Annotated in this window: 8 protein-coding genes; 7 read left to right on the top strand and 1 reads right to left on the bottom strand. The window is 44.5% G+C overall.

The window, feature by feature from the left end:
* Positions 1-54 precede the first annotated feature (54 nt).
* The 5 genes from VYM24_RS05200 to VYM24_RS05180 all read left to right on the top strand — a co-directional run bounded on the left by VYM24_RS05200 (position 55) and on the right by VYM24_RS05180 (position 5580).
* A complete protein-coding gene (locus tag VYM24_RS05200; protein ID WP_330941648.1) occupies positions 55-915 on the top strand; it encodes a hypothetical protein in 861 nt (286 codons plus the stop codon).
* Positions 916-1117: 202 nt separating this feature from the next.
* Positions 1118-1819, top strand: coding sequence for a response regulator transcription factor (locus tag VYM24_RS05195; RefSeq protein ID WP_117692942.1), 702 nt, complete (start codon positions 1118-1120; stop codon positions 1817-1819).
* 475 nt (positions 1820-2294) lie between these two features.
* The gene (locus VYM24_RS05190; protein ID WP_007211368.1) at positions 2295-2861 is read left to right on the top strand and encodes a hypothetical protein; all 567 of its coding nucleotides are present in this window, start codon (positions 2295-2297) and stop codon (positions 2859-2861) included.
* A 99-nt stretch (positions 2862-2960) separates the two neighbouring features.
* Positions 2961-3935: a hypothetical protein gene (locus tag VYM24_RS05185; RefSeq protein ID WP_330941647.1), complete on the top strand. Its 975-nt coding sequence runs from the start codon at positions 2961-2963 to the stop codon at positions 3933-3935.
* A gap of 13 nt (positions 3936-3948) precedes the next feature.
* Positions 3949-5580, top strand: coding sequence for a tetratricopeptide repeat protein (locus VYM24_RS05180; protein WP_330941646.1), 1632 nt, complete (start codon positions 3949-3951; stop codon positions 5578-5580).
* A 32-nt stretch (positions 5581-5612) separates the two neighbouring features.
* Here the strand turns inward: VYM24_RS05180 and VYM24_RS05175 are convergent, their stop codons facing one another.
* On the bottom strand, positions 5613-6695 hold the full coding sequence (locus VYM24_RS05175; RefSeq protein WP_291549779.1) for a PDDEXK nuclease domain-containing protein: 1083 nt from the start codon (positions 6693-6695) through the stop codon (positions 5613-5615).
* A gap of 958 nt (positions 6696-7653) precedes the next feature.
* Between VYM24_RS05175 and VYM24_RS05170 the strand changes: the two genes are divergently transcribed.
* Positions 7654-8079, top strand: a complete 426-nt coding sequence (locus tag VYM24_RS05170) for a DUF3836 domain-containing protein (protein ID WP_330941645.1) — start codon at positions 7654-7656, stop codon at positions 8077-8079.
* Positions 8080-8259: 180 nt separating this feature from the next.
* On the top strand, positions 8260-13887 hold the full coding sequence (locus VYM24_RS05165; RefSeq protein ID WP_330941644.1) for an alpha-2-macroglobulin family protein: 5628 nt from the start codon (positions 8260-8262) through the stop codon (positions 13885-13887).
* Positions 13888-13913 lie beyond the last annotated feature (26 nt).

Raw genomic sequence — 13913 nt, 5'->3', positions numbered from 1 at the left:
TAGCCTTTTACTATTTTTGTATACAGAGTCTGTAAAAAACAAAGGAGGTAGATTATGACACGCAGGGTTGGCATATCTTGGCTCCCAATTCGTTGGGGATTATTTTTTCTGTTCATTTCTGGTTTGCAGTTGCTTTCTGCACAGGAAGATAGTACACGCTTCACTCTTGATAGTATGTTGATAAAGCCGAAAGCTACATTTCAGCTTCCATCCGTCAACCTGCTTCCCGAAAAAAACGTATATCCTTTGATAAATCCTATACAGTTAGGTGATTTGCCTTCTTTCTCCTTGAAAGAGGAACTCCGTATCCCTTATCATATAAATCCTTCTCCGCTATTCCGGGGCGATTATAGTACGGGAGGCGTATTAAGGCAATTTCCTCATGGAGCGGTATTCGGTTCCGGGGGCCAGACCAGTATTCCGGGCATCGGGCGTTTCAATAATGCTTCGTTAGGATATCAGCATATCTTTAATGATCGGCTATCATTGCAACTTCGTGCCAATGCCATGAAGATAAATATGTCTCGTATCACTGGGCAAGCCTTCAGTACTGCGGGTAGGCTGACTTATCGTGCTTCCGACCGGGTTGCCTTCAATGTCTTCGGTTCGTATGATATCGGTAATTCTTACGGGATGAGCACTAATAGTTATGGTGCTACGATATCTCTTGATATGTCCGAACGTTTTGGTATGGAGGTCGGTGCCCAGCGCTATTACGATGCCATGCGTGGAGGTTGGCAGACGGTTCCCGTTGTGATACCTTATTATCGCTTCGAGAAGTTTAAGCTGGGATTGGATGTAGGCGGAATAATGTACGAAATTCTGCGCAACGTGGTGTTTGATAAACGTGGCGGCGGTGACTTTGGTGGAGGCCCTACGATTAGACCGCCAAAGTTTTCATTTCCGATAAAATGATTTCCTAAATCTTTCTTGATATGTACCGGATTATTGAGATGTGCCAGTTGTGCAAGCCTGTTGTGCATATCCTATTGTGAAGAGCATGTTTGCGATAATTAGTATAAGAATGAATGATATCGCAATGTTATCTTCGGGTTAACGAATAATTTATTACTTTTGTGGCATACAACTGGAAGTTAATACAATTCATATCAAAGACATGGATACAATAAAGTTATTGTTAGTTGAGGACGATCCCAGCCTGCGTTACATCGTTCAGAGCGGATTGGAAGATATCATAGAGGGCTATGAAGTGTTGGCAGCTGCCAATGGTGAAGAAGGATTGGCAATGTGGAGGGAGCACCATCCCGATGTCATTCTTTCGGATATAGAAATGCCCGTCATGGATGGTTATGAGATGGTGAAACGTATCCGTGAGGTGGATAAAGAGACGCCTATAATCTTTTCTTCCGGTTTGGTTTCTCCCAAAAATGTATTGAAAGGCTATGAGTTGGGAGCCAACAATTATATCAAGAAACCTTTCATTCCCGAAGAACTGGATGCCCATATTCATGCTTTGTTGAAACTCTCCAAAGGTGAAAAGAGTAAGGACGAAAGCGAATGTTACAAGATTGGAAAGGAATATGTGCTTGATGCTACGCACGCCATATTGAAACATTCATCCGGTGAAAACAAGACATTGACCGCCCGTGAAGCAGGACTGTTGCAAATGCTTTGTGAGAACAGAGGTGATGTAGTACGTCGTGAAGCCATTCTTGATAAGTTCTGGAATACGGAAGATGATTATTTTGCTTCCCGCAGCCTGGATGTATTCGTCACAAAACTCCGTAAGTTGATAGCTGAAGATTCATCAGTCAGCATTAAAACGGTGAAAGGTGTGGGGCTGATGCTGGAAGAATGAAACATTAGTAATTAAGAATGTAAATACCGGGATAATGAGATATAAATTTCATCATCCCGTTTTTTTTTTGGAATACAAGTTATAAAGGAAGTTGCTTTTCTTGCAGATGAATCAGAGAAAATATCTGATTCCAGAAAAAGATGTTATCCGATTCGGAAAAGTGAATCAGATAGTAGTAATTATAAAAATATGGGGACAAGCAAGAAAATATATCTGGTAGCAGGTAATGTTGCTCCTTCATTGGTTCTTCATGAAAAGCTGCGGGTGGAGTCAGTCTCTTTATGCAAATGTCCCCTTATTTGTCTATCCTTTCTATCGAGTTATTATTTGAAAAACAGTTGTTTAGTTTGTGGGTTGTCCCCTTCATTTATCCCCCACGATTGTTTCATTATTTACAGGTTACTTTTTACTTTTGTTTTCATACGATAACCAGGAAAGATGGAACTATTATTAATCATTATAAAAAGTAATATTTATGGAAAATCAAACAAAACTCTACCCAAGCTATATGGGTGAATTCTATGCAGCAAACCCGGTGAAATTTGAAAAAAGAAAGAACAATGTTAAGCCGATGCTTTATTATGGATTGGCTGTAGTCGCTGTTATTATTGTTATTTTTCCTGGTTTTATCCCTGTAGCGGGTTGGTTGGTTCGGACGGTCGGAGTAATTGCTGTATTAATATGCCTGCTTGCAGCGTATTTGAGCAATTTCGATTATTATAATAGCGAGAGTGGGGGTAAGATCAAAGAGGTGGGTTTGAAGAAGTTCAAGCGCGATGAAACCGATATAAACAGAATCCTGGAAGCGTTTCTCAGAAAAGACTTTGAGTATCTGGCAGAGTTGCCCGGAGCATACAGCGCACCGGTTCAGATTCATGTGGAAGAGGATAAATTAGGGCAGGAGATGTATTGCTTACTGACTTCTTACGATTCTGACAGCAATATTATCGGTCTGACCAATGTCCTGACCTTATCAGGAAACGATTATCTCGATCATGCGGATGTAATAAGGCAGATGCTTAAAGATGCGGAAAACGATTGATTCTTAAATTGTAGGACATAATGAAAAAGCTGATTTTATTTATTGGCCTTTTGCTTTTTGCTTTTGCCTTTCTGAATGTCCGCTCGCTTTTCTGTATTTATGAGTAGAAAGAAATTTAGGCCCAAACAGCAACCGGTTCAGGGCGAAGATGCCTCCCGACGGCAGCTGAAGAAAAGAACGGCACTATGGAAAATCCTGGTGCCTGTCTTTGTCTTTCTTTTCCTGTTGCATTGCAGGATGTGGTATATAGAAGAGGAAATGCTGATGCATACTGCATTCTCTTCCGGCAGCTATTTAGGATTGAACCGGAAAATCGTTATTCTCCTTATGACGATAACGATGTGTAGCTGGATGGTTTATATCTATAAGAAAAGCACTGGGAAGTGGTATCATTGGAGAAACTTCGTCTATGCCTTTATGTGCGGAGGTATTGTAGTGGGATTATGTACCAATGTGCTGGTCGTCTTTCTGTTCTGGCTGAACAGTTGCTTTACTTCCGGGGTACAGACCCGTGAGTATATAATTGTCAATATCGCTCCCCACGACAGGACGCGTAAGAGTCACAATCCACGTTCTGCCTCATGGTTGCTGAATACGTTTTCCTATGGAGAGATATTTATACAAGGTGACCGTTACACTCGCATCTACTTGCCCATTGACTCTGCATATCGGCTCAGCGGTGAACGAGGCATCTATCTTAAAATAGAGTTGGAAGACGGCTGGCTGGGATGGGGAGTAATACGGAAGATCAATTCGGTGACCACAACAAAAGTATCGGAAAAAGTAGAAGTTCGTTTCCTTGAAGATGAGCAGGCACAGGTGTCTGATTCTTGTTTGCACGAAAAAAATGAAAAAGCTTTTAAATATACATGGAGGGATATTCATATCTTTGCCAAACTGAGGAATATTAATTTATCAGATACTACCCACGTCAGTGTAAATCAGTATATAGACGGGCAAAAAGGTATTCCGGTATGGGAGATTGATATACGCGATTCCATTCAGCCGGATATGGCCAGAGTGATATTGATTCATGGAGAGACTGGAGAAGTGATGATGGATTCGTACGAATAACACGATATTGAAGATGAGATTGAAGAGTTTGATAGGAATAATCCTGTGGGGCGGTATGTTGGTTGCTTGTGGACCTGATAATCGTGTGGCCTTGGCAGAGAAACTGATGGCAGAAAAGGAGACAGACAGTGCCATAGTAGTGATGAATGAGATTAAAGAACCGTTGCATAACTTATCGAAGCGCGATTATGCACTTTATGCCTTGCTGATGTCCGAGGCTGTCCACAGGAAGCAACAGTTGAATGCGGCTACAGATACCCTGCTGCTACCTGCAATTAAATATTTCAGCCAATCGGGCGATTCTCTTTATGCCGAACGGGCCCTTTACTGCAAAGCACATCTGGACAGACGGCTTAACCGGATGAGCGATGCCATGCAGTCTTTTCTGAAGGCTCTGCTTTTCCTGCAAAATAGTGGTAATCATGAGCAGCTCTACCGGGTGAATACCTGGTTGGGAGTTGTCTGCCTGAATCAGGAAGAATATTCCGGTAAGGTGCGTTATTCCAAAGAAGCCTTGAAAGCGGCTTTGGATCTGGGAAATATGTTCTATAAGAATATGGCCTTGTGCGATATTTCTACCGGATATTTGTTTCTGAATCAATTGGATAGCGCCCTTTACTATGCTCAGGCGGCCTATGAGGCGGCTTTAGCCGATTCTGTTCCTCAGCAGCTTCCTTTCATCTATACAAATCTGGGTAGTATCTATTCCCAGAAGGGAGAACCCACCAAGGCGCTGGACTACATTAATAAGTCTATAAGTCTTCGTCCGGCTAAGGATACTGTGAGAATTCTTTCGCTCTATGGGGCGAAGTTGGAGTTGTTTGGGAAACTGGGACAATATGATTCGGCATATCACTATTTTCAGAAAGTTATCTCCAGTCCAAATCCTTCTTCGGTGGCCGATGCCTATAATAATATGGCGAAAATATATCATAAGATGGGCCGTGCTTCAGATGCCTATCCTATGCTACAACGTTTCATTGAGTTGTCCGATACCATACGAAAGTATCGTCATACTGAGGAAGCCATTGCATTGCAGGAGCTTTACAAACACGAACAGCTTTCGGTGGAAAACCTGTATTGGCGCACCCGGGCTGCGGAAAGGCAGCGTAATGTGTATTGGATGACCACAATCTCTTTGCTGTTGGTTTGGGTGGCAAGTGCGGTATATCTCATCTATCGCCGTAACCGTAATCGCCTGATGGCGCAGCAGCATCAGCTCGTGCAACAGGAAAAGGAACTGAAGCAACAGCGTAAGGTCACTTCCGAGAGTCTTCGCCGCATGGTGGAAATGGAACAAAAAGAAGCAAGGCTGAAGGAAACCTTTTTCAGGAGATTAAGCCAGAAAGTGGTGCAAGAATTAGAGAAGGGCGGCAATGTCATCCTTTCAGATGAAGACTGGGATGACATTGTGCAGAATGCTGATATTATCTTCGACAACTTTACGAAACGCTTGCAGCAGACTTACCCAAGTCTCAATAAAGACGACTTGCGTTACTGCTGCATGGTGAAAATGCAATTATCTCAGTCGAGTATGGCACAAGTGATGCATCTGGAGCGGGATTCCGTGAAGAAACGCCTGAAACGTATCCGTATGGAAAAGATGGGGGCGGATAGTGGTATTACACTGGAAGAACTGCTGTAGAACTTTTAAAGTAAGGTAGGACTGTCCTAAACTCAAATCGTATCTTCATTATCTTGCAACTCCTGACTAAGTTTATCCTCCAGTTCTTCAATGGACGGCAGCCCGGATTTGATATTTTGGGGAAATGCTTTGCCTAATTCATAATCTGAAATCCCTATCGGCTTGAGTACATCCCGTAAGGCGTATTCGGCCATGATACGGTCTTTGTTCTGGCAAAGAAGTAAGCCGATGGTCTGGTTATCCCCTTCCCGGCAAAGAATATCATCCACTGCCGAACAGTAGAAATTCAGCTTGCCGATATATTCAGGCTGGAACTCACCCCGCTTTAGCTCAACGACTAAATATCGGTGCATAAAGGCATTGTACATAAGAATGTCAATGTAAAAGTCCTTTTCCGATACTTTGATATGGTACTGCCTGCCCATGAAAGCGAAACCTGCCCCCATTTGTAGAAGGAACTTCTCTATATGTTTAATCAGACCTAACTCTACGTCTCGTTCATCGTACTCGTCGGTAAAAGTTAGCATATCGAAGATATAGGGATCTTTCAAAGTTTCTTTTACTTGCTTGGCTTGTATTTCGGGAAGGGTGGCATCGAAATTATTTGCCAGTGCTCCATGAACATTATAATAGTCCTGATTGATGGCTTCGACCAGAAAGTTACGCCCCCAACCGTTTTTGAGGCACTGTATCATATACCAATATCGGGCTTTGAGGTCTTTTACTTTTTGCATCAAAATAACATTGTGCGACCAACTTAGTTGTTTAACAGGAAGGGCTAAGTTTGATATTTCTAATTTGGCAACAGGTTGTTGCCAAATTGTAAGTTCCTGATTATATTCCTTATAGAACTGAATCATGCATCTGCAATTACGTGGCGAGAAACCTTTCACTTTCGGGTAGTCATTCTTTAAGTCATTGGATAGTTGTTCAAGCGCATTGTTACCCCAACCGATCAACTTCTGGCTTTCAAACAGCAATTTGCCAATGTCCCAATACATAGTAAGCATTTCTTCATTGGCTGCATAGATAGCCTTCTTTTGGGCGAGTGCCACCCGTGTCTTGACTTGTTTAAGCAGGATTGCATAGTTAAAGATATTGTTTTGAATTTCCATTTTACGTCTATTAATTAATTTATTAGGGTTTAAGAGTGCCCGGGGGCTTTTCTTGAACATTCGCCACTCGGTCATAAAAAGATCAAAAGCTCTGACTGGCAAAGATAATGATAATAACGGGAAAGGCGATAGCTTTTTCAAGTGCATCAGCAAATGTAACTAATTTGCTTTATTCTGCCAAGGTCAGTAAATACGGGCGTCACTTTCGTTTTGACACTTTGCTTTTTATGCATAACGAGAATGCGATATTTCCGTCCCGATGTAAGGACGAACGGAAAGAAACGAACGGAATTCAACATTTTGTTGATTGATAGCGTGATACATAAATATGTACAACTCTAATAAAAGAAAAACAGATGGTCTGTGCAGTGAATACAGATGGTTTGTCTCCCATCTATAGACCGTTTGTTTCCTATATATAGATGGTTTGTGTTGCATCTATAGATCTTTCGCGTTGCATCTATAGATTGTGCGCCTCAGATATATAGTTCCTTCGTGTAAGAAGTATAGTTCCTTGCATAGGTATTGCATATACTGCCTGCTTTATGCAAAAGGCGTGTATATATATTCTATAGATTGTACGAATGGATTCTGTTTCGGGTGTTTTTAGAAAGGTGTCTGTTAGTAAAAGGAGTATTTTGGTAACATTATGTTATATAATGCGAATGAAGCATTTATACTTACTGATTGCTTTTTATCTGTCCTCAGGAAGATGATGAAGATTTGGCAAAAGAGGTGATAATCGGGTAGAGATAGGTATATCAGGCGATATAAATGACTTGTTGTTCGCTTTTGTGCGGACACTTGTCCGTTTATGAACACTCTCTGAAAATGAATATCTGCTGATAATCAATGCTTTATTGTTTTGGCACGGCAATTGACTATATATTGTCGAAGGCGGTTGACAAAGACTTCCCTTCAAAAACCAAGAAGTAATAACAATAAAAAAATAACGATTATGAAAACGAACTTAATTTCAAAAGCAGTGGTAATGATGGTAGTAGTAATGGCAAGCGTAATGAACTTCTCTGCAAGTGCAAGCAATCCTACCCAGTACGTAAAGAACGAAGAGATGACCGGTGAACTGATGACCGCGAAGACTATCTTTAAGAACGAAGACGGACGTCTGTTCCGCCACCTCCGTTACACGTATACTTACGATAACGAAAACCGCGTAACCAGCAAGAAAGCTTCCAAGTGGGACAGCGTGAAAGAAGCTTGGGTTCCTTACTTCAAAATGAATATGGAGTATAATAATCATGAAATTGAAGTGAGCTACGCCCGTTGGAACTCCAAGAGCAACGCTTACAACAGCAATGTTGAAAAAACTGTTTATGAACTGAATGATGATAATGTTACTTTAATGTTAGCAAGTACAAAATAAAAGCGAATAGTTTTCTCGGGTAAAACCGGCTATTGGGAATGAGGCGTTTCCCGATAGCCGGTTTCTTTTGTTATTGGCATTTGTTATGTTATTAAGTCTGAACAGCTTTACTACCCTACGGATAAAAAATATATCTTTGTGAATGAACCTGTTAATTGTCGGACATTAATCAAAACACAGATGAAAAATATGTTTTATTGGGCTGGCATCATAAGCATTCTTATCTGCCTGCCGCTTCGGGTTTCCGCTCAGTCGTACGAACAAATGTGGAAACAGGTTGAAGCTCTGGAACAAAAGCAGCTACCTGAATCTGCAATCAAAGAATTGCAAAAGATTTACGAGCACGCCAAACAGGAGAAGAACATGCCCCAGATGATGAAAGCCCATCTGACAAAGGCATCCTTATCTATCGACATCACCCCCGATAGTCTGGACCATGAATTATCCGGACTGAAAACCTGGGTGGCGGAAGAAAAAGACCCGGTGTATAAAGCTATACTGAATAATCTGCTGGGATACTACACCCTCGATACCGGCAAGAGGGATGAGGCTGCCATAGACGCTGCCATTGCTTATTTCCGCCTTTCACTACAAGATAAAGATATACTTTCACGGAAGTCCGCTGCGGATTACCGCCCGATGACTGTCAGCAAAGAGCTGAGCGAGAAGTACTGTGGCGACAATATGTATCAGTTGCTTGCCCGGCAGGCCATTTCACGGCTGAGTGGTTATTTCATTGTCAATCCCGTGTTAGCCGAAAAAATACAAACCGAGATATTGTCTATTTATGACGGGCTGATTGACTTCTACCAACAACAAGGTATGACGGATGCCCGCCTATTGCTAATGCTCGATAAACTGAATTACCAAGGGAATGACATCAGTCGCGGCGGTGTAAATGAAAAGTTGAGGCTGACCGACGAACAAGTAATAGCCCTCCTGAAACAATGGGCCGAAGAGTTCTCCGCTTCTCCACTTTGCGGAGAGGTATATTGCCAACTGGCAGAACGCTACGATAGGATGCAGGATTATACCGCCAAATTGCATGCCGCCCAAACCGGACTAAAAAAATATCCCCAATCACCCTCTGCCAATGATTTGAAAGAACAAGTGGCAGAAGTGCTCACTCCCCGGCTGATGGTAGAAATTCCCTTTGCTTATCCGGCAAGGGAAGTGGATTTGAAAGTAAAATACCGCAATCTGACCGGGCTGACCATAGAACTTTACCGGATGAACCTGCCCGTTACGAGCAATATCCTGGAAAGGGAAATAACAGCTTCCACCGTAAGTCAATACGGTAAATTGGTCGGCACCCGCCATTATCAACTGGCAGCCACCCCGGATTATATGGAAACAGATACCTTGCTGCGTTACAAATTTCCCACCGAAGGCATTTATATATTAAAATCTATTCCTGACGGCCATCGCAAGTATACAGCTTATGGAAAAGCTTATGTTTCCTCCCTGCAAGCCATATCCTTGGGATTGCCCGGCGGAAAACAGGAAATCAATATCATTGACCGCCTGACGGGACATCCGGTGGCAGGCACGGAAGTAGCGTATTACCGTGTGTCGCAGGGAGAAGGTTATCGTTTGCTGAAGGCTTATCCTACAGACAGCAAAGGAACTGTTACCCTTACCCCGCCCGATGAAAGAAACTGGCTGGGAATAAACGTCCGTAAGCCGGGTGCCGACTATATGGAAATCAGCTATGCCGGTTTCTCGGGTGCGGGATATCATGTGCCCGCCTCCCGGAAGTGGGAAAAGCATGTTTCCCTCTTCACCGACCGCGCTTTATACCGTCCCGGGCAGGTGGTGCATGTTTCGGGGATAGCGTATGAGCAATCGGGTGATTCGATACGCGTCTTCTCAAGAGTCCGCAAGGATGTGGTGCTGCGGGATGCCAATCGGCAGGAGATTGGCAAACTATCTCTTGCTACAGACGAATTCGGGGCTTTTTACGGCGACTTCGTGCTTCCCGAAACACTTCTTCCGGGAGAGTTTGAACTATCGGTACAAGGCGGTGAAAATCGTTATATCCGTGTGGATGAGTACAAGCGCCCGACGTTTGATGTAGTCTTCCATCCCTATCAGGTCACTTATAACGTGGGGGATACCGTATTAGTTAGCGGCGAAGTAAGAACATTTGCAGGCGCTCCGGTAGGACTGTGTAAACTCAATTATAAACTCACCCGTTCGCAGAATGAATTCTGGAGGATTTCGGACCATGAAACTGTCCTGGCAGTAGGTGAAGTGCAGACTGATGCAGCCGGTAACTTCCGCTTCCTGGTCTTTCTGCGTAAACCGGATGATTTCAAGCCCGACCGGCCGGGCCGTTACTACACCTATAAAATAACGGCTGAGGTCATCAACCTGACCGGAGAGGTGGAAAGCGGTACTTTGTCGTTACCTGTAGGGCAACAGTCCGTAGCCTTACAGATTAAAGGTCTGCGCCCAAAGGTGGCTCGCGAGAAACGGGAGTCCATACAGGTGCTGGCTATGAATCTAAGCCGGCAGCCCGTAACGCTTCAAGCCACGTATGTGGTGTATGCTTTGGACGAAAAAGGAAACAAAACCAATGAGGTATGCCGCCGTACAGTCGAAACCCGCCGCTCTTTTGTTCCCGATGATATACTGGCCCTTGCTCCGGGACGTTACACTATGGAAGTGTCAGCCCTCGACGAGCAGGGAAGAACCTGCACGGCACGGCAGGATTTCATTCTCTTTTCGTTGGCAGACCGTCACCTGCCGGTACATTCACCGGAGTGGTTCTATCAGGACGGGACAGAGTTTAATGACGGGTATCCCGTCAGCCTGTATGTGGGCAGCAGTGAGAAAGATGTCTATCTGTTGTACGATGTCTTCTGTGGCGACAAGCGCATTGAATCCAAACGGATGGTTCTCAATAATGAAATCCGGCAGTTTACTTATCCCTATAAACAGGAATATGGAGACGGCATCACCGTGAACTTCGCCTTTATGCGCGAGGGCAAACTATACACCAAGCAAGTGCAGATAGCCCGTCCCCGCCCGGATAAGAGCCTGCAACTGAAATGGATTACTTTCCGTGATAAGCTGCAACCGGGGGGAAAGGAAGAATGGCAACTCCAAATCACGCATCCCGACAAGAAAGCGGCCGATGCGCAACTACTCGCCACTCTTTATGACGCTTCCCTCGATAAACTGTATGTCAATGACTGGGCTTTCAACCTGAACTTTCCCCGTTCCACTCCCAGTGTCCGTGCAAACCTGATATTCTCAGGCCATTCTATCTGGATGTACAGTAACTTCCCCTATGCGGGCAGCACTCTGCGCGGCCTACGTTGGTGGGATGTGTATAGCACCCTGAATGCTCCGTTCTGGCGGGTTCCGCATCCGGAGAACGGTTTTCGTATAAAGCAGGATAGCAGGATGATGAAGCCCGTAGCTATCAGCCTCGATGCTGAAACTTTGTCTGATGACGGTTTTGAAGTAGAAGACGGAAGCTCCATTGAAGCAGTGTTTGAATGCTCTGAGGCTGTGGAATTGGATGATGGTTCGCCATACGTTCCTCTCCGGCAAAACTTTGCAGAAACAGCTTTCTTCTATCCCGCCCTCCGTACGGATACGAATGGGATCGTAAGCCTGTCTTTCACCTTGCCCGAAAGCCTGACCGAATGGAAGTTCATGGGGCTTGCCCATACCCGGGATATGGATTACGGGCAGATAACAGCCCGGGCAAAAGCTGTCAAGCCGTTTATGGTGCAACCCAATATGCCCCGTTTTATCCGCGTGAACGATAAACCGGTCATCAGTGCAGGAGTAATCAACCTGTCGGAAGAAAACATCCGGGGAACAGCCCGAATGGAACTGGTTGACCCGCAAACAAACCGGGTTCTGTCAACCCGCGAACACGAATTCAGTGCGCCTGCCGGAGCAACCGTTTCCGTATCTTTTGATTTGGAAACCCCGGATGAAGCTACGGTCTGGATTTGCCGGATTATTGCCGAGGGAGGCAATTTCAGTGATGGCGAGCAGCATTATCTTCCGGTTCTGTCTGATAAACAATGGGTAGCTGAAGCGATACCCGTTCAATTGAATGGTACGGAAAGTAAATCGGTTACACTGGAGAGTCTGTTTAATGATGGAAGTAAAACTGCAACAAACAAACGGCTGACGGTGGAACTGACGGCCAATCCTGACTGGTATGCCATACAGGCTTTACCCGTCATTGGCAATCCTGTGGATGAGGATGCCTTGTCGTGGGCAAGTGCTTACTATGCCAATTCATTGTCTGTGGCCATCCTCGATGCCAATCCCCGCATCCGGCAGGTATTTGAAAGCTGGAAGATACAGGGAAGCCCATTGCCGGGCAATCTTAATGCTAAGGAAGAATTAAAGGAGCTGTTACTTAAAGAAACTCCCTGGCTGGCAGATGCTCTTGATGAAACAGAGCGGAAGAGGAATATAGCGCTTTTGTTTGACTTGAACATGATGAGTAACCGTAATCGTATTGCGGTATCCCGTCTGGAAGCATTGCAGCTCCCTGACGGTTCATGGAGCTGGTATAAAGGGATGACGGGGAACCGTTACATCACTACCCGGATCGTAGAAATGCTGGCACGGCTTCGCACAATGGGTGCGTCTACCCTTCCGGTGCAGGGAATGTATGAAAAGGCTGTAAGCTATCTCCATACCCAATGGCTGGATGAATACAGACAGATGAAGGAAAATGAAAAGAAAGGCAATAGGAACGGATTACCCGGCGAGCAATCCTTGCATTATCTGTACATCTGTGCTTTAGATGAGCAGGTGGCAAAGCGAGCTGATAAAACCGCCTACTCGTATATGATTGATAGATTGGAGGCCGGTGCTCCGAGTGATGTGATTTACGACAGGGCACTTATCGCTACCATACTGCATAAAGCGGGTAAAAAGGTGAAGGCGGACGAATTGGCGCGATCCATTCTGGAATATTCCGTTGCTACTCCCGAGATGGGACGCTATTTTGATACTCCGAAAGCCCGGTATTCATGGGGCAGTTACAGAATTCCGACACAAGTGGTTGCTATTGAAGCCTTATCCGGTATTCTGAAAGAACCGCTGGCAATTGCTGAAATGAAGCAATGGTTGCTTAAGCAAAAACAAATGCAGGTTTGGGATAATCCGGTAGCTACTGCCGATGCTGTGTATGCTTTCTTGAGTGGAGATGATAACCGGTTGGCGGAAAACAGTACCATGAAAGCGGAAATAGCCGGGACAACAGTAGTGGCTCCTGATGATGCATTAGGGTATGTCCGTCGTTCTTTCTCCGGTAATGAGGTCGGAGCCCGGCAAATAGAAATTGCACATACAGGTGCAGGAATAGGTTGGGGAGCTGTATATGCTCAATGCCTGGAGGACATGGATCAATTGCAATCAGCAAAAGGCAACGGCTTGAAAATCACCCGTGCTTACTATAGAGATGGCAAGGAAGTTTCTTCAAAAACAGATTTGCATGTGGGAGATGAGCTTATTGTCCGGCTGACCGTGAAGGCGGATCGCGATATGGATTTCGTTCAGATAAAAGATACGCGTGCCGCTTGCATGGAGCCAAAGGAGGCGTTGTCGGGATACCGCCAATCCGATGCTACCGGTTATTATCAGGTGATGCGCGATGCCTCTGCCAAATTCTTTATTGATAAACTAAGGAAGGGCATTGTTCAGATAGAATACAAAGTCTATATAGACCGTCCGGGAACTTATCAGACTGGTATTGCTACCGTGCAATCGGCTTATGCACCCGAGTTTGGCGGGCATACAAAGAGTCTGTCTATAACGGTGCGTTGAAATTATTATTCATTTATTAATCATAA

It is taken from the genome of Bacteroides sp. MSB163 (genome assembly GCF_036416795.1).
Taxonomy (GTDB): domain Bacteria; phylum Bacteroidota; class Bacteroidia; order Bacteroidales; family Bacteroidaceae; genus Bacteroides; species Bacteroides maternus.
This window is presented reverse-complemented; position numbering and strand designations above follow the sequence as displayed.